Below are 19,774 nucleotides of genomic sequence, written 5' to 3'. Positions count from 1 at the left end.
CATGACTTCGCGCAGACTCCTGTTCGGCCTCGTACCGCTGCTCCTGGTCACCACGGCCTGCGGCGAGGGCGACGCGGGAACCACCACCAGCGACTCCGGCAAGAAGCTCGACAAGGTGACCCTGACGCTCAACTGGTATCCGTACGGCGAGCACGCGCCGTTCTACTACGGCAAGCAGCAGAAGATCTTCGAGAAGCACGGCATCGACCTGACGATCAACGCCGGGCAGGGCTCGCAGAAGACCGTGCAGGCGACCGGCGCGGGCCGGACCGACTTCGGCTGGGCCGACACGCCCGCCGTCCTCGCGGGCGTCGACCAGGGTGTCAAGGTCAAGAGCCTCGGGGTGTTCCTGCAGACGACCCCGTCGTCGGTGCAGTTCTTCGAGTCCGTGGGCATCGGGACTCCCGCCGACCTCAAGGGGAAGACCATCGCCGGTACGGCGGGCGACGCGCTGTCCAAGACCTTCCCGATCTTCCTCGAGAAGAACGGTCTGAGCGAGACCGACGTCAAGGTCCAGAACACCGACCCCGCAGGCAAGATCGCCGCAGTGATCTCCGGCAAGACGGACGGGCTGCTCGGCTACGCGAGCGATCAGGGCCCGACCATGCAGAACAAGGCCAAGAAGACCGTATCCTACCTCCGTTTCTCGGAGCACGGCCTCAACTTCTACTCCAACGGCCTGATCGCCGGTCAGAAGACGCTGACGGGACGAGCCGATGTCGCCAAGCGCATGGTGCAGGCGGTCAGCGAGGCCTGGGCCGCCGCCGAGAAGGCACCGGACCCGGCCGTCGCCGCGATGGAGGGCGCGTCGGAGCAGCTGCCGCCGAAGGAGGTCCTTGCCGAGCAGTTCAGGACGACCGTGACGCTGCTGCACACCTCGGCCACCCAGGGCAAGGCGCCGGGTGTCAACACCGAGGCGGACTGGCAGCAGACCATCGACGTCTTCGCAGAGGCCGGGATGGTCAAGAGCCCCAAGGCCGTGTCGGAGTACTGGGACAGCGCCACGGCGCTGAAGGGATGACGATGAACAGGGACACGACCCTGCGCAAGGCGGAGGACGCGGAGCATGCGAGGGGCCTGGCAGGCACCGCGGCCGGCGACGGCCGGGCGGTCGACGATGACACGGCGCCCGGCACCGCGGCCGTCGCTCTGGAGGACGTCGCCGTCCGCTTCCGCAGCAAGCACCGCGATGTCACCGCGCTGCACGAGGTCTCCCTCGATGTCGCCGCAGGCGAGTTCGTCGCGATCGTCGGACCGTCCGGCTGCGGCAAGTCGACCCTGCTCAAGCTGGTGGCGGGACTGCTGAAGCCGTCGGCCGGACAGGTCCGGCTGAACGGCGAGGCCGTGAACGGACCGCGCCACGACATCGGTTACGTCTTCCAGCGCGCCGCGCTTCTCGAGTGGCGCTCGGCCCGGCGCAACATCCTCATCCAGGCCGAGATGCGCCGGATGCCGGGGGACCGGGCCCGCGCCCGCGCGGACGAGCTCATCGCGATGACCGGGCTCGGCGGCTTCGAGGACGCGTACCCGCATGAGCTGTCCGGAGGCATGCAGCAGCGGGTCGCGCTGTGCAGGGCGCTGCTGCACGAGCCGCCCGTGCTGCTGATGGACGAGCCGTTCGGCGCGCTGGACGCGCTCACGCGGGAGCAGATGAACATGGAGCTCAACCGGATCTGGCGGGAGACCGGCACCACCGTGCTGCTGGTCACCCACTCCATCTCGGAGGCGGTCTATCTGGCCGACCGGGTGGTGGTGATGAGCCCGCGACCCGGCACCATCACCGAGATCATCGAGGTCGGGCTGCCCGCCGAGCGGGACTACACGGAGACCCTGGGCAGGCCTGAGTTCCGCCAGGCCACCGGGCACATCAGGGATCTGCTGGGAGCCGCTTCCGCGCAGGACTGAGGCAACGAGCTCGCCTGTCCCACATCTGGGATACTCTCTCGCGCATGAGAGATGTGGACGTCGACGTACGACTGGCGACCCGGCTCGCCGAGTTGAGGGCCGAGCGCGGCTGGTCCCTGGACGATCTGGCGCAGCGCAGCGGCATCAGCCGTTCGACCCTGTCGCGTGCCGAGCGGGGAGAGATCAGCCCCACCACCTCCCTGCTCGGCAAGCTGTGCGTGGTCCACGGTCGCACCATGTCGCAGCTGCTCAGTGAGGTGGAGGCGGAGCCCGCCCAGCTCGTGCGCGCCGGCAGCCAGACGGTCTGGACGGATTCCGAAGCGGGGTTCGTCCGCCGTTCCGTGTCGCCGCCGCAGCCCGGCCTGCGTGCCGAGGTCGTCGAAGGGCGGCTCGCCGCGGGTGCGGACCTCGCGTACGAACGGCCGCCGGTGCCCGGCATGGAGCAGCACATCTGGGTGCTGGACGGCTCGATCGAGATCACCGTCGGTGACGAGACGCACGAACTCCGTGCGGGGGACTGTCTGCGCTTCAGGCTGTGGGGACCGACCCGCTTCCGCTGCCCGGGCCCGGAGCCGGTCCGCTATGCCGTCGTGGTGGTGCTGCCATGACCATGACCCAGGACACCGTGACCCGTATCCGCGCCGACGAACTCGACTCGGTCGCACCGCAGTTGGCTGAAATTCTCGTCGACGCGGTCGACGGCGGTGCCTCGGTGGGGTTCCTGGCGCCGCTCGACCGCGCCGTGGCCGAGGCCTGGTGGCGGGCGCACGCCGAGGCGCTCGCCCGCGGCAGCCGTGCCCTGTGGACCGCCCGCAGCGGGGGACGCATCACCGGCACCATCAGCGTCGGATTCGCCACGTATCCCAACGGAGGGCACCGCGCCGAGATCGCCAAGCTCCTCGTCCACCGTGACGCCCGCGGCCGTGGTCTCGGCCGCACGCTCCTCAGCACCGCGGAGCGCGCGGCCGCCGACGCCGGAGTCACTCTGCTGCACCTCGACACCGAGACCGGCAGCCCGGCCGAGGCCCTCTACCGCAGGGCCGGGTGGACGGCGGCCGGGGTGATCCCCGACTACGCCGCCGACCCGACCGGTGAGCTGCATCCGACCACGGTGTTCTACAAGCGCCTGGCCCCGCTGGGGCAGTAGCGGCGCCGCCGGGTCAGTAGCGCAGCCGCGACAGATACGTGTAGCTGTTCAGCGCGGTCGCGAACGGATCGGCCGGCGAGTCGTGTTCGACCAGCCACTGCCGTACACCCCCGCTGCTCGCCGTCTCGAACATCGCGGCGAAGTCGAGCACGCCCGACCCCACATCGGCGAAACCGCCGTCCGGGGCCATGTCCTTGACATGGAGCGCGGGGAAGCGGCGCGGGTGGCGCACGAACAGCGTGCGCGGATCCGCCCCGCCCTTGGCCGCCCAGTACACGTCCAGCTCGAAGCAGACCAGCTCGGGATCGGTCTCCTTCAGGAGGATCTCGTAGAGGTTCTCGCCCTCCACGACGGCGTGGTCGCTGCCGTGGTTGTGGAAGAGCAACGGCCCGAGACCGGCATCCCGGGCCGCCTGGCCCGCCTTGTTGAACGTGCGCGCCGCCTCCCGGAATCCGGCCGGGGTGTGCATCTCGCCGGGCAGGCTCGGGACGACGATCCAGCGGGCGCCGAGCGTGTGGATGTCGTCCAGCGCCTGGGGCAACCCGCTGCCGGCCACCGTGGTGTACGCGACGTGCTCCAGGACCGCCCTGAGGCGCGTCTGGTCGAGCATCTGCCGGATCGCGGCGGCGCTGTTCCCGTGGCGGCCGCTGACGCCGACCGTGGCGTACCCGATCTCGGCGAGACGGGCGAGCGTGCCCGCGAAGTCCTGGGCCAGGGAGGTGCGCATCGTGTACAGGTGCATGCCGAGTCCGGCAGGCGGGATGCGCCGCCGGCCGCAGCCGTCCCCGTCCTCGTTCCCGTCCGCCACGACCGCAGCCTGGGCGGCCGCCGGGGTGCCCAGCCCCGCCGTCGCGGCGAGTCCGAGCGCCGTCCCGAGGAAGGCCCTTCGTGTGGAATGCATGAGATCTCTCCTCTCAGCTGACCGTGATCCGGACGGCGCCGGTCGTCGTGTCGCCCTTGTCGTCCGTGACGGTCAGATGCGCCGTGTACGTGCCCGGCCTGGCGTACGTGTGCGTCGCCCCGGGCCCCTCGGGGGCCGTGGCCTTGCTGTTGTCGCCGAAGTCCCAGTGGTACGCGGCGATCGTGCGCCCGGACACCGGCTCCACGGTCGAGGCGAGCTCCACGGTGAGCGGTGCCGCGCCCGTCGAGGGTGTCGCGGTGACCGTCACCTCGGTCGCGGGGCGCTTCTCGACGCCCCGCCCGTTGAAGTGCAGCCAGTCGACGGCGAACAGATCGGGCTTCTCCGCCGACCACTCGGGGTTCGTGAACACCGCGTACAACTTCACCGTGCGCCCGGGGTCGTTCAGCGTCGTGGTGGGGGAGACGACATTGCCCCAGTCGCCGGTGTTCGGGATGGTGATCTGCCCGAGCAGCGGACCGGTGGGCGAGTCGGCGCGGAACTCGACCGTGCCGCCGAGTCCGGCCGATGCGGCGCCGACCGTCACCGAGTCGATGCCTTTGAGGTGTGCCGGATCGAGCATGATCCAGTCACCGTTCTCGATCTCGGTCAGCCGCTTGCCGCCCGAGGCGTCCGCCCGGCTCGCCACGACGGCACCGCCCTGCGCGCCTCCAGTCGTCGTGAAGTGCTCCGCCTCGCGGAACGCCGGACGCAGCGTCAGCGACGCCGACCCGGTCAGCGCGGGCACGCCGCCCGGGCCGCCCTTGTCCTCGTACTGCGCGCTGATGCCGTAGTACAGGTTCTGTCCCGGGCCGTGACTGTCCCCGGCGTCGGTCACGATCTCGCCCGCGCAGCCCGTGTAGTTGTCGAGTGGATGCAGATGGGAGTCGTGCCCGAGCTGGGACTGGACGATGACGCGCGAGCAGTCGATCGGCCTGTCCCGGCCGTCCTCCCTGTCCTTCACCCGCACGGTGAAGGGGATGGTGTCGCCGAAGCTGAACATGCCGCCGTTCGGGGGCTGCTGGATGGTCACCTCGGGGCGGGTGTTGCCCACGGTGATGTCCTGGACGGCGAGCGCGGTGAGCTGCTGGGGGCCCGTCACGGTGAGCCGGGCCGTGAAGCGGCCGTTTGTGCGGTACGTGTGCGTCGGGTCGGCCTCGGTCGAGTCCGTGGTTCCGTTCCCGTCGAAGTCCCAGGCGTACGTCACCGGCTTGCCGTCCGGCAGCCCGGAGCCCACGCTGGAGAACTGCACGGTCAGCGGTCCCGGGCCGCTGTCCGGGGTCGCCGTCGCCTTGGCGTCGGGCAGTCGGCCGTCGGCGACGTAGTCGATGCGGTAGATGCCCGAGCCCTCGTTGCTTCCGCCACGGCCCGTGCCGCTGCCGAGCCCGAAGTCGATGACGTACAGCGCCCCGTCGGGACCGAAGTCCGCGTCGAAGGGCTGGTTCCATGACATGTCACCGAACACCGCGTTGATGGACTGCAGATCGCCTGCCTTGGCGGGCGCGAACCGGGGATCGGTGAAGGTCTGGTCCTTCTGCTGGATCGAGAAGGACTTGAACCATCGGCGTGTCAGCTCGTAGTTCAGCCACTTCCCCTCGAAGTATTCGGGGAACTTGGTGCGGTACGTGTTCGCCGCGTCGTAGTCGTAGACGGGGCCGCTCATCGGGCCGCCGCCCCCTGCGCCGAGCTCCGGGAACTGGGCGGACGCGGAGTACGCGTACCAGACCGTGGCGGGCTCGGCCGGCGGCAGGTCCCGCAGGCCGGTGTTGTTGGGGGAGTCGTTGACCGGCTTCGCGCAGTCGAACGTCGCGCCCGACGTCTTCGTCGCGAAGTCGTAGTCGTTGAAGGGAGTGTTGTTGCCGACGCAGTACGGCCAGCCGAAGTTGCCCGCCTTCGTGATACGGGTGTACTCGACGGTGCCCTCGGGGCCGCGGTCCGGACTGGCCTGTCGGGCGTCGGGTCCGTAGTCCGCCACGAGCAGCGCACCGCTCAGCGGGTCCGTCGTGATCCGGAACGGATTGCGCATCCCCATTGCGTAGATCTCGGCGCGGGTCCTGTCCGTGCCGGGCGCGAAGAGATTGCCGTCGGGGATCTTGTACGTACCGTCGGCCTGCGGGGTGATGCGAAGGATCTTGCCGCGCAGATCGTTGGTGTTGCCCGAGGTGCCCTGGGCGTCCCAGGCCCGACGCCCCTCGCGTTCGTCGATCGGCGCGTAGCCGTCCGATGCGAACGGATCGGTGTTGTCGCCGGTCGCGACGTACAGATTGCCGCTCCTGTCGAAGGCGAGGGAGCCCGCCATATGGGAGTTGGCCCGGCCTTCACCGCGCAGGGTGGGGATGGTCAGCAGCCGCTTCTCGGAGGCCGGGTCGACCGTGTTGCCCGTGACCGTGAACCGGGAAAGGTTGAGCTGCTTCTCGGTCTTGTCCGAATGCAGCAGATAGAGCCAGTTGTTGGTCGCGAAGCCCGGATCGAGGGCGAGCCCGAGGAGTCCGTCGGACTGGCTGGTCATGTCCGGGGTGTACGCGAAGTCCAGCGCGGTCGTGACCTTCAGCGTCGACTGGTCGATGACCTTCAGCTTGCCGGTCCGCTGGATGAAGAAGACGCGGCGGTCGGGCGCGACGGCCAGCTCGAAGGGGTCGGCGAGATCACTGGTGACGAGGGGAGTGCGCTGGAAGGCGCCGGTCTTCGTCGCGGTGCAGTCGCCGGGCTTGTCGCCCGCGGCCCACTGGATGCCGCCCAGCAGATGCTTCAGGAAGCCCTCTTCCTGGAACGCCGACGATGCGTGGCCGCCGGCCGTGAACCAGGAGCGGCCGCCGTCGTAGTTCTGGCACCACGACCACGGGTGGTCGACACCCTCGTCGAGCCCCGTGATGCCGTCGCGGACCTTGATCTGGGCGAGTGTGTGGACCTTGCCGGTCGGATTGGTGCGCCAGTTGTACCACTCCTCCGTACGCTCCCAGAGCTCCGGCAAACCCTGGGTGGAGGGGTGGCTGTGGTCGAGCACCTTGATCCGGCCCGTCTGGACGGCGGGGTGCTTGTCGAAGATGGCGCCGACGAGGCCCTCGTACCACTGCCAGTCGCGCTCGCTCGCCGATGCGGCGTGCACACCGACCCAGCCGCCGCCCGCGCGGATGTACTTCTGCAGGGCCGCCCGCTGGTCGGCGTTCAGCAGATCGCCCTTCTCCGGGGTCGAGTTGGTGTTGTTGAAGACGATCGCCTGGAAGCGGGCGAGGTTGGCGTCGGTGAAGGCCGTGGCGTCGTCGGTGGCCTCGACCTCGAAACCGTTTTCGCTCCCGAGCTTCTTGATGGCCTCGATCCCCGCCGGTATGGAGTCGTGGTAGAAGTTCGTGACCTTCGAGAAGACCAGAACGCGGAACGGCGCCGCCTCGGCGCGAGGGGCCGTGACCACCCCGAGTCCGATGACCAGCGCCAGTAGTGCCGTGACTGCGGTGATTGCCGTCCGTGCCCTGCCGGCACTGCGAGCAGTGCGTGCTGTGCGGGCCACGACGGCGGTGACCGGTGACATTGCTCTTCGACTACTCATGGCGCTCCCGGTGCTGGTGAGGCGTCTGCGGGTGTCGTGACGGACAGAAAGCGCTTTCCAGAGTTCGTCGCACAGCGTAGGTTCCGCGGTCACGGGGGGTCAATGGGTCGGAAGAGGGCTCTGGTGACGGCCTGTTGGCTGTGAGCGGCGAGTGTCGGTGGCGCGCCGTTCGGCGACGAGGGCGAGTCGTACGCGAACCTGCACCACTCCTGGCGCCGGGCGGCGCGCGCAAACTGCTGTACGTGCACCGGGAGTTGGGGGATACGGGCACGCAGTGACGACGGCCGGCGCCGGCGATTCAGGAAGACGAGCGCCGGGGGTCGAAAGGTTTAGCGAATTCATTGTGACGACTTTCACCATCGCCCCTACCTGCGCTAACTCATTGTGATGAGTTGCCTACGACTTCTGTACGTACAGTTACGTGTGTGCAGACAGTCGACGAAGGAGACTCATGCGACCGTTCGTACTGAACTACGTACTCCCGGCCGTGAGTCCAGCGGTTACGGTTCCCTACACCTACGACCCCGCCCTGCAGCTGAACGTGCTGCCCGACGGGCGGCCCGCCGTCGACGACCGCGCAGTGCTCCTGGCCACCGGCACGACCACGTCCACGGCCGGTTCCAAGACGCACTTCGACGACTGAGCAGACCGGGCAAGACATGACTGTGCTCATCCTGACCTGCAGGCAGGACGTCACGGCGGACATGGTGGTCGCCAAGCTGCTCGAGCGGGGCGTGCCGCTTGTGCGCCTGGATCCCGCCGACGTACCCGGTGAGGCGGCCTTGTCGGCCGAGTACGTCCACGGCGACTTCTACGGCCATCTGTCCATGGACGGACGCCTGTTGAGTATGAGCGCCCTGCGCTCCATATGGGTCCGCAGGCCCGGCGAGCCCGCGGCGCACGCTCCCGAGCCCTCGGAGTGGCTGACCGCCGAGACCGAACAGGCGCTGTACGGAATGCTCTACTCCGCCACGGCGCGGTGGATGAACCATCCCTGCGTCTCCGCCCAAGCGCGATGCAAGCCCTGGCAGTTGGGCGTGGCGCACCGCAGTGGTTTCGCCGTGCCGCCGACCGTCGTCACCACCTTCCCGCGTGTGGCCCGGCAGTTCGCCGCGCAGTACGGGGACATCGTGGTGAAGTCCGCGTCCGGCCCGCCGGCCGGCGACCCCCCGGTGGCCCTGCCCACCACCCGCATCGGCCGGGACGCCGACTTCGCCGGAGTGGCGGCCGGCCCCACGCTGCTCCAGCAGTACATCCCGAAGCGGGCCGACATCCGGCTGACCTCGGTCGGCGGCCGGCTCTTCGCCGCCCGCAAACTCTCCGCGTCCGACCAGGTGGACGGCCGGTACGGCACCACCGGCCACGGCTGGGAGTCCGCGGAGGTCCCCGACCGCATTGCTCGCGCCGTCCGCGACTACACAAGTCTCGCCGGTCTCGCCTACGCCGCCTTCGACTTCGCCGAGGACGCCGAGGGCGTGTGGTGGTTCCTGGAGTGCAACCAGGGTGGCCAGTTCGGATTCATCGAACTGGAGACCGGTCAGCCCATCGCGGAGGCCGTCGCGTCCTGGCTCGCTGGTGGGTCGAACGGGTGAAGGGGTGTTACGGCCCTCCAGTGACCGGGGATGGTCAACGTGTTCTATGGACATTTCGGTCTATGAACACTTCTGACCGCTTCTGTGAAGGAGAAGCCATGCGTATGCGCACTCTGGCGGCGACCCTCGGGCTCACCGCTGCCGCGCTCCTCGGCGGTGCCGGTGCCGCCGTGGCGGACAACGGCGCCGAGGCCATCGGTGCCGCGTCGGGTTCGGGCGGCGTGCTGTCGGGCAACGTCCTGCAGGTACCGCTGTCGGTGCCCGTGAACGCCTGTGGCAACGCCATCAGCGTCCTCGGGCTGCTGAACCCGGCCATGGGCAACGCCTGCGTCAACGGCTGACGGCGGCTCGCCCGGCCGAGGCCCCGCGGCCTCTGCCACGGCGAGCCCCGATCAGCGGGCCAGGAACCGGCCGATCCGCTCCCGCAGGCCCGCCGGGTCCAGTCCGTGTGCCGTGAGGTGCTCGTCGATCCGGCCGTAGCGGCGGAGTTCCTGCCTGGCGACGCCCAGGCCGAGGACGCGGTGCGGGATGTCGGCGAGCGCGTCGTTGGCGGCGGACGTGGACGTACCGGCGAGGTACGGCTCGACGAGCGCCACGTCCGCCGTCCGGCCGCCTGCCGCCCGACGCACCGTTGCCGCGTCGAAGGGCCGCAACGTCGTCGCGTACAGGACGGTCACATCCAGGCCCTCCGTCGCCGCGAGGACGTTGTCCAGCATGGGGCCGACGGCGATCACGACCCCGTCGTGCCCCTCGCGTACGGTCAGGAAGCGAGCGCCGTCGACCGGCCGCGCCCGGTCGTTCGACTGCAGTGACAGCCGCACATACACCCGGTCGTCGCCCGCCACGGCCTTCCGCAGCAGAGCCTCGGCCTCGTCGGGGTGGCCCGGAACATGGACGGTCCAGCCGTCGAGCGTGTCGAGGAGCGCCACATCACCCGGCGCCATATGGGTGAAACCGCCCGCCGGCCAGTCGTACGACGCCCCGGCGCTCACCAGGACACCGCCCACGTCCTGATGCCCGAAGTCGAGCTTGACCTGCTCGAACGGCCGCTCCACCAGGAAGCTGGCGAAGGTGTGGACGATCGGCCGCAGGCCCGTCAGGGCGAGTCCGCCGCCGACACCGACCATCAGCTGCTCGCGGATGCCCACGTTGATCACCCGCTCGGGATGCGCCCGCTCGGCCTGCCGAAAGCCGTCCCTGCTGGGCCAGGACCAGGGCGAGCCTCGGGTCCTCGTCCAGCAGCCGTGTCGTGGTCGAGATGAAGCGCTCGCGCATCGTGTCCATGATCGATTTCCCCTCGCTGTCGCCGGACCCGTGTCCGGACGTCGGTCTCTTCTTGCGCTCTCGGGCTTCAGGCGTTCTTGGGCTCGACCCGGGCCACGACCGCCCGCGGCAGGCCCGGGTGCGGAGCGGTGAACGCCGCGTACAGGGCCTCGTGATCACGGCCGTCCACGGTCTCGGCCGACCAGCCCGCCGCCTCGAAGCGCGAGGCGATGCCGCCCGGCCATCCGTACGTCGCGGACGCGTTGTCGATCACCAGCGTGTGCAGCTGCTCCAGGCGTGCGGGCCCGGCGTACGCGATGGCCTCGTGATTGCTGCCCTCGTCCAGCTCGGCATCCCCGATCAGCACCCACACCCGGGGATCGCCGAGCCCCTGCGCCCGCAGCCCGAGCACGGTCCCGACGCCCAGCGGCAGCCCGTGGCCCAGCGACCCGCTCCCGATCTCGACCCCGGGCACGAGCACCCGGTCGGGGTGGTGCCCGAGCGGCGAGTCGTACGACCCGAAGCCGGTCAGCAGCTCCTCGTCGAAGAACCCCATCGCGGCGAGGACGGCGTAGTACGCCATCGGCCCGTGCCCCTTCGACAGCAGGAACCTGTCCCGCCCGGGTGCGTCGGCCGTCTCCGGAGTCACCCGCAGCACCCGGTCGTACAGCACCCAGAGCGCATCGAGGGTGGAGGTCGCGGCAGGGCCGTGCTTCTCGTCGCCCGTCATCAGGGCCATGAGCCTGTTCAGGTCCCGGTGGTCACGTGTCGTGATGAGTCCCGTGTTCGTCATGGCACCCACCGTGCAACTTCAACCGCACTTGAGGTCAACGGGCAAACGGTTCGTGACCACGCGGGGAAGTGCGGTATGGTTCTCGTGCACGTTCGGCCGGGGGAAACCCCAGGTCAGGCGGGCATCGGGACGTGGCGCAGCTTGGTAGCGCACTTGACTGGGGGTCAAGGGGTCGCAGGTTCAAATCCTGTCGTCCCGACTCATGAGAGTCGAAGGCCAGGGGCCGTGTCGGAGTGATCCGGCACGGCCCCTGACTCGTTCCGCCGCCTGTCTCGGTCGCTCATACGACGCGCTCGCTCGTACGACGCGTTTGCGCACACGATTTGCGCGCTCACCTCACACGGCTCGTACGCTCAGGCCGAGCCCTCGCTGCTCTCCTTGGCGGCCTTGAGCTTCCGCCACACCGTTCCGAGCGCCTCCAGGTCCTCCTGGTCGAGGAGGTCGGTGAAGACGGAGGCCAGACACTCCCGGCGCGTGGCGTCGGCCTCGGTGAAGAGGCGGTGGCCCTCCGGGGTGAGGGCGACCTCGACGGAGCGGGCGTCCCGGGCGGACGGCGTACGGGTGGCGAGGCCGCGGCTCTGGAGGGCGTCGACGACGCGGGAGACCTGGCTGCGGCTGAGCATGGTGCTGTTGCCGAGGACCGAGGCCGGGACCGGGTCCGGGCTGCCGGCGAGCCACAGCATGACCTCGAACCAGGAGACCGGCAGGTCATGGGCCTTGCTCAGGGCGCGGTCGACGCGTTCGGTGAGGGTCGTTCCGGCCCAGACCAGCCCGTAGAAGGCGTAGTCGGCGGCGGACATCTCCGCCTGGGTGAGCTTCCTTTTCGGCATGCGCCGATCTTACGGGTTGCGTGCGCGCGCACATAATGCTTAAGGTGTGTGTACACGCACCTAATTGCTTTCCATGCGAAAGGCCGCACCATGTCTTCCACCCCTTCCAAGGTTGTTCTGATCACCGGCACCTCCTCCGGCATCGGCCTCGCCGCCGCAGTAGCCGCGGCTCGGGCCGGCTGGCACACCGTGGCGACCCTGCGTGACACCGGCCGCGCCGACGCGCTGCGCAAGGCCGCCGCCGAGGCGGGGGTCGAGCTCGACATCCGGCAGCTCGACGTGACGGACGAAGCCTCCGTCGCCGCTGCGGTCGACGGTGTGATCGCCGACCACGGCCGTCTCGACGCCGTGATCAACAACGCGGGCGCCGGTCACGTCGGCACTCTGGAGAACGAGACCGTGGACGAGATCCGCAAGGTCATGGAGGTCAACTTCTTCGGCGTCCTCAACGTGTCCAAGGCCGCCCTGCGCCATCTGCGGGCCTCCGGTGGCCGTCTGATCACCGTCACCAGCGTCGGCGGTGTCATCGGCCAGCCGTTCAACGAGGCGTACTGCGCCGCGAAGTTCGCCGTCGAGGGATACATGGAGAGCCTGGCACCCGTCGCGGCCACGCTCGGTGTCAGCGTCTCCGTCGTCGAGCCGGGCGCCGTGGCCACCGAATTCGTCAACAACATAGAGCTCGACGTGGAGGCGGAGATCGCCGCCGCCGGACCCTACGCCAAGGCGCTCGACAGCTACGCGAACCGAACCGTCGCGCAGTTCCTCAACAGCGCGCAGACCCCGGCCGAGGCCGCAGAGGCGGTGCTGGAGGCGCTCACCGCCGACCGCCCGGCGTTCCGCATCCAGACGTCCGACTGGGCGCGCGGCTTCACCGGAACCAAGCTCGCCGACCTGGACGGTTCCGCCGTGCTCGGCCTCACCGGTGCCTGGGTCGGCTGACCGCCCCGGGCCGGCTGACGGAGCGGAGCCACGGAGCCGGCTGACATGAGCGCAAGGGGCGGTGCGGCTCAGGGCCCCAGCCGTGCCGCCAGCTCCTCCGGCAGACGGTCCCGGTTCTGCGGAGTCACCTGGACCAGTTCGATGCCGGGACGCCGCTTGAGGGAGTCGGTGAACGGGTCGTGGTGCGCGTGCACGGTGGCGACGACGTCGACATCGGTCGTGAACAGGGTTCCCACGACCTCCCGGAACGCGGAGCTGAACAGCTCCATCCGGCCCAGTTCGTCGATGAGTACGAGATGCTCCGGCGTCGGATGCTCTGACAGCGGCGCCAGCGCCGACAGCGCCAGCTCGTCCATGACGCGCAGATCCACACCGTAACGCCCGACCCGCGGCGGCCCGGGGAAGCCGACATGCGCGAGCACGGCCCGCCGGCCGTCCAGCGTCTCCAGCTCGAAACCCACCCGTGCCGCGTCCTGCCGGACCTCCTGGGTCGTGAAACCGACCAGCGTACGGGTGCGCAGCAGCGCGGCCAGCCGCCGCACGGCGGTCGTCTTGCCGACGCCCGGGCGTCCTTCGAGCAGGATCCTCGTCGGCGTCCGGTCCTCTGCGCGGATCACGGCGTCCCCGCATCCGCATACCGGAGCAGCGCCCCCACCCCGTCCCGCAGCCACAGCTCTGTCTCCGGGACGACGACCAGCTCCGCGGCCGTGGCCACCAGGGCCCGGACCAGGGCCTCGTCGGCCGGCTCCTCGCGAGGTGCCCGTACGCCGAAGGACATGAGCTCCTCCTCGGTGAGGGCGAGCTGGGTGGGCCGTAGCCCGGTCCAGATCAGGGGCGGGGCCTCGATGTGCGGATTGAGCAGAAGCGCGGTGACCTGGCCCCGCTGGAGCGCGGCGACGGCGGCGGCCAGGCCCTCGGCCGTGGCGCCGTCCCGAGCCCGCCGGGCGACGAAGGTCTCCACGAGCGCACGGTCGTGCTCGGCCATCCGCCCGCGGAGGACGGCCTCCAGCTGCGCCTCCAGAAGCGCTCGCCCGGTCTCCGTCGGCGTGGGCCCGCCGACCCGTACGACCCTGGTCCGCAGCCTGTCCGGCAGACGGCGGACCAGGACGCGGCACGCCCACTTGTCCCCGCCCACCACGACGACATCGGCGCCCTCGTGCCGTGCGCGCTCGTCGAGCTCGCGGCCGAGCCGCACCGCGGCGTCGTGCCACCGTGCGACCGGGACGTGCCGGGACAGGCGCTCACCCGGGGCGACGCTGGACACGGGCCACGTACCGCACTCGGCCACCACGGTCACGGTGCCTTCGGTCCCGGCCGTCGGGAGCCCGCCGTAGTGCACGACCACCGCGAGATAGGGGATCTCCGGCAGATGCTGCGCCACGAGGGGCATCGTGTCGGGAAGCGTGCTGTAGTGCGCAAAGTCGTGCGCGGGCGGAGCCGGCAGCTCCCCGTCCAGCACCAGCGCCCCGTGGGCCGAGAAGATCGCCTGCCCGTGCATGCCGGGCAGCTCCGCATCCGTACCCACCACCCGCTCCACGGCGCTGATGGACGCCAGGTCCGCGCCCTGCCGGGCCAGCTCGTCGCGCAGACGGCGCCAGCGCAGCGCGATGGCCCGATCCGGATCCTCGATGTCGCGCGAGGTGTCCAGATAGACGGAGGTGAACGGACCCGGCTCCGCGTAGAGAGGCTGCAGGAACGACAACCTCATTGCCACTCCTTGTCGCTTGTCTCCTCCCTTCGATGATGCACGCGCCTCGCGCGGGACGGCACGAGCGGCCGCCGACGGAGGTCCGGCCGGGACCCGGGCCGGACGGCGGTCAGGCGCCCAGTGCCGAGGCCGGCTGGGCCCGGGAGCGGACGTCCGGCTTCTGGTAGATGCGGGTCAGCCGGGCCTCGACCGTCTTCACGCTCAGGTACAGCTTCGCCGCCGCCTCCTGGTTGCCGGCTTCCTGGCCGACCAGCTGCGCGAGGCGCAGCTCCGCCTCCGTGAGAGCGGAGAGGACGCTGCCGCGTGCCGCCGGGGCGGGTTCCGGAGCGCCGGTCGGGGTCTCCTTGGCGAGCCCCAGCCAGACATCTGCCCGAATCGGATTGAGCCGACGCTCATTTGAACGCTCCGCCTGTCTCCTCCGTATGTAGCTCGGTGCTTCCTCCCGCAGTCGGATGCGAGCACGGCCGACCGGAAACGACGCAGGAGTTCCAGTGAGACAGACCAGACGGAGACGTTCGAAAAGCGGCAGAAGAGTGGTCGGTGCCTCGATCGCGCTGATGCTGGCAGGGGGAGGACTCATCGCGGTCAACACCTACGCCTCCGCCGGCGAAGGATGGGGCCGCCCCGGCGAACAGGGTGACCAGCAGCAGAACCAGATCCGTTCCGCGTCCACCATCAAGTGTCCTGAGGTTGCGAACGGGCTCCCCGAGGTCCCGGAGGGCGCCAGGCCGGAGGTCGATCGTGAACTCGCCACGATGGACAGCCAGATCACCGAGGCGTACGAGCGGTTCGTCGATGAGCAGGAACAGATAGCGCGGGATCCGCAGTTCGCCGAGAACGCAGTCCTCGGGCCGCTGAAGAGCAAGCGCACGGCGAGCATCGAGCGCATCGTCATAGCGATCAGCCGTGTGACCGGGGAGCGCCCGCAGGGGCTGGAGTCCATGGCTCCTTGTACCTTGCAGGTGGACGACGCGGACGACGCGGGCGGAGCCGGCTCCGGTGAGGGCGACGGTCAGGACAACGGCAACGGCGAGGGCGATCAGGGCAACGGGAATCAGGGCAACGGGAATCAGGGTGGCGTCGGCCAGGCGGGCAACGGTCCTGAGGCATCCGACTTCGTCGACATCCAGTCCGTCCAGCCGAATGTCCAGAGCCCTCGCCGGCTCGGCGACGCCTCTCGCGGCACCTTCTCCACCGACTGCGGCGTGAACGCCAACGGCAAGTTCAATCCGGACAACGTGATCGTTGCGCCCGGTGTGAGCAATGGCGCGCACCATATGCACGACTACGTCGGCAACCAGGCCAATGACGCCTTCGCGAGTGACGACGATCTTGCAAACGGCGCGACCACGTGCCGCGACCAGGGGGACAAGTCGACGTACTACTGGCCGGTGCTGCGCCTGCAGAACGATCAGAACGAGGCCGATGCCGACGCCGACGGCGGCGGGAAGGACAAGAACGTCGGAAAGATCCTCACTCCGGGCGAGGTCACGCTGAACTTCGTGGGCAGCCCTGTCGGCAAGGTCGCCGCGATGCCGCGATTCCTGCGGATCATCACCGGTGACGCCAAAGCCTTCGTCAACGGCAACGCGAATGCCAACGCCTCGTGGAGCTGCACCGGCTTCGAGGACCGCCAGTTGAAGGACAAGTACCCCATCTGTCCCGAGGGCAGCCAGGTGGTGCGGACCTTCAAGTTCCAGAGCTGCTGGGACGGTCAGAACACGGACAGCGCCAACCACCGTACGCATGTGGCCTTCGCCGACGAGAACGGCCGCTGCCAGAACGGCTTCAAGGCCATCCCGCAGCTCGTGCAGCGGATCGTCTACAACGTGCCTCCGCCGGTCCTCGACGGTGAGAACCCCGTGGTGTTCGCGGTTGACTCCTTCCCAGAGCAGCTGCACAAGCCGGTCACCGACCACGGCGACTTCATCAACGTCTTCGACGACGATCTGATGCAGGGCATGGTGAGCTGCATCAACGACGGACGCCGCTGCGGCCCCGGCGACGCCGGCGGCCCCGGGGCCCCTCCGGCCGGCGATGGTCAGGAGCCTGGGGGTGAAGAGCCTGGTGGTCAGGAGCCTGGTGGTCAGGAGCCTGGTGGTGAGGAGCCTGGTGGTGAGGAGCCGGGGGCTGAGGAGCCCGGTGGTGAGAAGCCCGGTGGTGAGGAACTCGAGGGCCAGCAGCCGGAGCCTGAGAAGTCCGCGGTGCAGCAGCCGGAGCCTGAGAAGTCCGCGGTGCAGCAGCCGGAGCCTGAGAAGTCCGCGGTGCAGCAGCCGGAGGCCCAGAAGCCCGCGGTGCAGCAGCCGGAGCCTGAGAAGCCCGCAGTGCAGCAGCCGGAGCCCGAGAAGCCCGCGGTGCAGCAGCCTGAGGCCCAGAAGCCCAAGGTTCTCTCCGGGGCGGGTGCCGGCACATCCAGCCCTCAGGCCACGCCGGATGCTCGTAAGAACAATCCTGTCCCCGACACCGTCAACGAGCCCCAGGCAGCCGGGGGCGGGCTCGCCGCCACCGGCGCCCAGCTGTGGCCCTCCGCGGCCGGAGCCGCGCTGCTGATCGCGGGCATCGTGCTCCTTCGGACGCGCAACCGCCGGGAGCACGCCCGACATCGGTGACGTCGGCTCTGCTCCAGCCCCCGCCGGGCCATCCATGCTGCCCACGGGCTCCCGGCGCATACCGAAGCGGCCGTCTGCGGGATGCGCGGGAGCCCGGCGGGGGACACGGATGGCCTGGCCCGCTCTGTCGCCTGTGGTGGACACCCGCGTAGATTCGGACCGGCGGCGCGGCGGATCACTACGGGGGCAGACGTGGACTGGGGGACTCTCATCGCGACGGTCAGCGGTGGCTCGATCGCCATATCCGGCACGGTTCTGGCCGATCATCTGCGCCGTCGTCACGAGGACGACCGCGGTGTGGGGTCACGCAGACGCGCCGTGTACATCGAGTTCATCGCTGCCGCCGGGGCATGCCATGCCCGGCTGCGTCAGATCGCCGAGGACCCGGGTGCCGATGCCGACCTGGACGCGGTCACCCGCGCGGCGCTGAACGACGCCGGGATCTACGAAGCGCGCGAAAGGCTGTTCATCGACGCCAGCACCGCGGTCGCCGGCGCGGGGCAGGCGATGTTCGAGCGGCTTCGTGTCCTACAGCGTGCCGTCGCCGCGGGGGGCTTCGCTGACGTCGTCTGCCTTCCATCCGTGATCTTGCGTGGGTATCCCCGGCTTCAGTCGGGGAGGGAAACGCACCCTTGGCTCGGAGGCGTGAAGCGTCGTAGGTCTCTGCACGTCCGCCGTGAGGGTCACAGGGGCCGCTTCTGTCCTTCGATGTACTGGCGGATCACGGTCAGCGGTGCGCCGCCGCAGGAGCCCGCGAAGTACGAGCGGGACCAGAACGTCGAACCCATGCCGACGCTGTTTATGCGGCCGGTGTACTCGGCGCGAAGGTACCGGGAACTGACGCCCTTGAGGCTGTTGATCAGCTTGGACAGGGCGATCTTCGGCGGGTAGTGCACCAGCAGGTGTACGTGGTCGGCCTCGCCGTTGAACTCCCGCAGCTCCACTTCGAAGCTGGCGCACACGTCGCGAATGATCTCCTCGCACCGCCTGAGCATGTCGTCATCGAAGATGCCGCGCCGGGACTTCGTGACGAACACCAAGTGAGCGTGAAGGTTGTAAGCGACGTGGCGGCCCGTGCGGATATCGGGGTTTGGTTCCCAGCGTGGTGACATACACTAAGTGTAGAATGATCACGCTGACTCGAACCGAAGGGGGTGGGCCGGGTGATCCGTGCGTACAAGTTCCTCATGCGGCCCACCGTGGGCCAGACGATCGCACTGGGCGAGATGCTGCGGGATCACTGCTCCCTCTACAACGGGGCCTTGCAGGAACGCCGCGACGCCTACCGGCACGTCTCGAAGACGACGGTCCGGTACGGGCAGCAGTCCGCGCAGCTCAAGGAGATCCGGGCCTTCGACCCCGAGCGGCAGGGACGCTGGTCCTTCAGCTCGCAGCAGGCCACCTTGCGGCGTCTCGACAAGGCGTTCGCCGCGTTCTTCCGCCGTATCAAAGCCGGAGACAACCCCGGTTACCCGCGCTTTCGCGGTGTCGGCCGCTTCGACACGGTGGACTTCCCCAAGGACGGCGACGGCTGCCGCTGGGACTCCACCCCGCATGACCCGGTGACCCGCGTCCGCCTCCAAGGCGTCGGACACGTGCGCGTGCACCAGCACCGCGCCGTGGTCGGCAAGGTCAAGACCGTCTCGGTCAAGCGTGAGGGCAAGCGCTGGTACGTAGTGCTGACCGCCGAGCTGGCCGAACCCGAGCCGCTGCCCCCGACCGGCAGCGTGGTCGGCATCGACATGGGCATAGCCTCGTTCCTCACCACATCCAACGGTGAGCACGTCGCCAACCCTCGCCACGCCCGCAAGGCAGCCGCGAAACTCGAAGCCGCACAACAAGCCCTCTCCCGGTGCAAGCGCGGTTCGAAGCGCCGCCGCGAGGCCGTGCAGAAGGTTGCCACCCTGCACCGCAAGGTCCGCCGCCAGCGCCTGGATCACGCACACAAGACCGCTCTTGTCCTCGCACGCGAACACGATTTCATCGCGTACGAGGACCTCAAGATCCGCAACATGAGCGCCACCCCCGCACCCAAGCCCGACCCCGACCAGCCGGGCACGTTCCTGCCCAACGGGGCCGCCGCCAAGGCAGGGTTGAACCGTTCGATCGCTGATGCCGGATGGGGGGTGTTCCTCGCGATCCTGAACGCCAAGGCTGAGAGTGCCGGACGGGAAGTGATGGCCGTGGATCCCCGCAACACCTCCCGGCGGTGCCCCGAATGCGGACACACCGCCAAGGAGAACCGGCCCACACAGGAGAAGTTCCACTGCCTCTCGTGCGGCCACCAGGCGCACGCTGACACGGTGGGCGCCCTGAACGTTCTACGGGCCGGGCTGGTCCGTCGCGAAGCCCAACCGGCATAGCGAGAAGCCCCCACCTTCAGGTGGGGGAGGAGTCACGACGCCTACCACCCCTGGGGGGCGCGGTCTGGGAGTATCGCGTCGCGGTGCGCGAAGAACTCGAGGGGCGGTCACTGTCGCCCGCGGCCTTCGGATGGGAAGCATGGGACGGCACCGAGCGGTGCCTGACATGCCGCCCGGCGGCAA

General features: G+C 69.5%; 18 protein-coding genes, 1 tRNA gene and 1 pseudogene. 11 read left to right on the top strand and 9 right to left on the bottom strand.

Annotation, left to right across the window (positions count from 1 at the left end):
- The first annotated feature begins 1 nt into the window (after position 1).
- From ACWCXB_RS08035 to ACWCXB_RS08020, 4 genes are read left to right on the top strand one after another with little or no spacing between them, the layout of a single operon-like run.
- Complete coding sequence (locus ACWCXB_RS08035) at positions 2–1,021, top strand: ABC transporter substrate-binding protein (protein ID WP_450720224.1); 1,020 nt, start codon at positions 2–4, stop codon at positions 1,019–1,021.
- On the top strand, positions 1,018–1,905 hold the full coding sequence (locus ACWCXB_RS08030; RefSeq protein ID WP_450720222.1) for an ABC transporter ATP-binding protein: 888 nt from the start codon (positions 1,018–1,020) through the stop codon (positions 1,903–1,905). The genes ACWCXB_RS08035 and ACWCXB_RS08030 overlap by 4 nt, the downstream gene beginning before the upstream one ends.
- Positions 1,906–1,949: 44 nt before the next feature.
- Positions 1,950–2,513, top strand: coding sequence for a helix-turn-helix domain-containing protein (locus tag ACWCXB_RS08025; protein WP_450720220.1), 564 nt, complete (start codon positions 1,950–1,952; stop codon positions 2,511–2,513).
- Between the two features lie 2 nt (positions 2,514–2,515).
- Positions 2,516–3,052, top strand: a complete 537-nt coding sequence (locus ACWCXB_RS08020) for an N-acetyltransferase family protein (RefSeq protein WP_450720566.1) — start codon at positions 2,516–2,518, stop codon at positions 3,050–3,052.
- A 13-nt stretch (positions 3,053–3,065) separates the two neighbouring features.
- Here the strand turns inward: ACWCXB_RS08020 and ACWCXB_RS08015 are convergent, their stop codons facing one another.
- Both ACWCXB_RS08015 and ACWCXB_RS08010 read right to left on the bottom strand, forming a co-directional pair.
- Complete coding sequence (locus ACWCXB_RS08015; protein ID WP_450720218.1) at positions 3,066–3,953, bottom strand: sugar phosphate isomerase/epimerase family protein; 888 nt, start codon at positions 3,951–3,953, stop codon at positions 3,066–3,068.
- 13 nt (positions 3,954–3,966) lie between these two features.
- Positions 3,967–7,494, bottom strand: a complete 3,528-nt coding sequence (locus tag ACWCXB_RS08010; RefSeq protein ID WP_450720216.1) for a ThuA domain-containing protein — start codon at positions 7,492–7,494, stop codon at positions 3,967–3,969.
- A 451-nt stretch (positions 7,495–7,945) separates the two neighbouring features.
- Between ACWCXB_RS08010 and tgmA the strand changes: the two genes are divergently transcribed.
- From tgmA to ACWCXB_RS07995, 3 genes are all read left to right on the top strand, one after another.
- The gene (tgmA, locus tag ACWCXB_RS08005; RefSeq protein WP_450720214.1) at positions 7,946–8,137 is read left to right on the top strand and encodes a putative ATP-grasp-modified RiPP; all 192 of its coding nucleotides are present in this window, start codon (positions 7,946–7,948) and stop codon (positions 8,135–8,137) included.
- 16 nt (positions 8,138–8,153) lie between these two features.
- Positions 8,154–9,086, top strand: a complete 933-nt coding sequence (gene tgmB / locus ACWCXB_RS08000) for an ATP-grasp ribosomal peptide maturase (protein WP_450720212.1) — start codon at positions 8,154–8,156, stop codon at positions 9,084–9,086.
- Positions 9,087–9,190: 104 nt separating this feature from the next.
- The gene (locus ACWCXB_RS07995) at positions 9,191–9,427 is read left to right on the top strand and encodes a chaplin (protein WP_450720564.1); all 237 of its coding nucleotides are present in this window, start codon (positions 9,191–9,193) and stop codon (positions 9,425–9,427) included.
- Positions 9,428–9,478: 51 nt separating this feature from the next.
- On the opposite strand, the pseudogene ACWCXB_RS07990 reads toward ACWCXB_RS07995, so the two are convergent.
- Together ACWCXB_RS07990 and ACWCXB_RS07985 are read right to left on the bottom strand one after the other, a co-directional pair.
- Positions 9,479–10,370 (bottom strand): annotated as a pseudogene (locus ACWCXB_RS07990) (transketolase family protein).
- A gap of 67 nt (positions 10,371–10,437) precedes the next feature.
- Complete coding sequence (locus ACWCXB_RS07985; RefSeq protein WP_450720210.1) at positions 10,438–11,142, bottom strand: transketolase; 705 nt, start codon at positions 11,140–11,142, stop codon at positions 10,438–10,440.
- 125 nt (positions 11,143–11,267) lie between these two features.
- Between ACWCXB_RS07985 and ACWCXB_RS07980 the strand changes: the two genes are divergently transcribed.
- Positions 11,268–11,341, top strand: a tRNA-Pro gene (locus tag ACWCXB_RS07980).
- A 154-nt stretch (positions 11,342–11,495) separates the two neighbouring features.
- Here the strand turns inward: ACWCXB_RS07980 and ACWCXB_RS07975 are convergent.
- Positions 11,496–11,972: a MarR family winged helix-turn-helix transcriptional regulator gene (locus tag ACWCXB_RS07975; protein WP_450720208.1), complete on the bottom strand. Its 477-nt coding sequence runs from the start codon at positions 11,970–11,972 to the stop codon at positions 11,496–11,498.
- Positions 11,973–12,062: 90 nt separating this feature from the next.
- On the opposite strand from ACWCXB_RS07975, the gene ACWCXB_RS07970 reads away from it, so the two are divergent.
- Positions 12,063–12,911, top strand: a complete 849-nt coding sequence (locus tag ACWCXB_RS07970) for an SDR family NAD(P)-dependent oxidoreductase (RefSeq protein WP_450720207.1) — start codon at positions 12,063–12,065, stop codon at positions 12,909–12,911.
- Between the two features lie 68 nt (positions 12,912–12,979).
- Here the strand turns inward: ACWCXB_RS07970 and ACWCXB_RS07965 are convergent, their stop codons facing one another.
- The 3 genes from ACWCXB_RS07965 to ACWCXB_RS07955 all read right to left on the bottom strand — a co-directional run bounded on the left by ACWCXB_RS07965 (position 12,980) and on the right by ACWCXB_RS07955 (position 15,199).
- Positions 12,980–13,528, bottom strand: coding sequence for an NTPase (locus ACWCXB_RS07965; protein ID WP_450720205.1), 549 nt, complete (start codon positions 13,526–13,528; stop codon positions 12,980–12,982).
- Positions 13,525–14,619, bottom strand: coding sequence for a baeRF2 domain-containing protein (locus ACWCXB_RS07960; RefSeq protein WP_450720203.1), 1,095 nt, complete (start codon positions 14,617–14,619; stop codon positions 13,525–13,527). The genes ACWCXB_RS07965 and ACWCXB_RS07960 overlap by 4 nt, the downstream gene beginning before the upstream one ends.
- Before the next feature lie 109 nt (positions 14,620–14,728).
- Positions 14,729–15,199 (bottom strand): helix-turn-helix transcriptional regulator, encoded by a 471-nt coding sequence (locus ACWCXB_RS07955; protein ID WP_450720201.1) that lies wholly within the window; start codon positions 15,197–15,199, stop codon positions 14,729–14,731.
- On the opposite strand from ACWCXB_RS07955, the gene ACWCXB_RS07950 reads away from it, so the two are divergent.
- A complete protein-coding gene (locus ACWCXB_RS07950) occupies positions 15,177–17,228 on the top strand; it encodes a DUF1996 domain-containing protein (RefSeq protein ID WP_450720199.1) in 2,052 nt (683 codons plus the stop codon). The genes ACWCXB_RS07955 and ACWCXB_RS07950 overlap by 23 nt on opposite strands.
- Before the next feature lie 683 nt (positions 17,229–17,911).
- On the opposite strand, the gene tnpA is transcribed toward ACWCXB_RS07950, so the two are convergent.
- Positions 17,912–18,340, bottom strand: coding sequence for an IS200/IS605 family transposase (gene tnpA, locus ACWCXB_RS07945; RefSeq protein WP_450720197.1), 429 nt, complete (start codon positions 18,338–18,340; stop codon positions 17,912–17,914).
- Between the two features lie 51 nt (positions 18,341–18,391).
- Between tnpA and ACWCXB_RS07940 the strand changes: the two genes are divergently transcribed.
- Positions 18,392–19,591: an RNA-guided endonuclease InsQ/TnpB family protein gene (locus tag ACWCXB_RS07940; protein ID WP_450720195.1), complete on the top strand. Its 1,200-nt coding sequence runs from the start codon at positions 18,392–18,394 to the stop codon at positions 19,589–19,591.
- Positions 19,592–19,774 lie beyond the last annotated feature (183 nt).

It is taken from the genome of Streptomyces sp. NPDC001514, from assembly GCF_053597075.1.
Note: the sequence above shows the minus strand (reverse complement) of the source record. Positions and strands in the feature narration are given on the sequence as shown.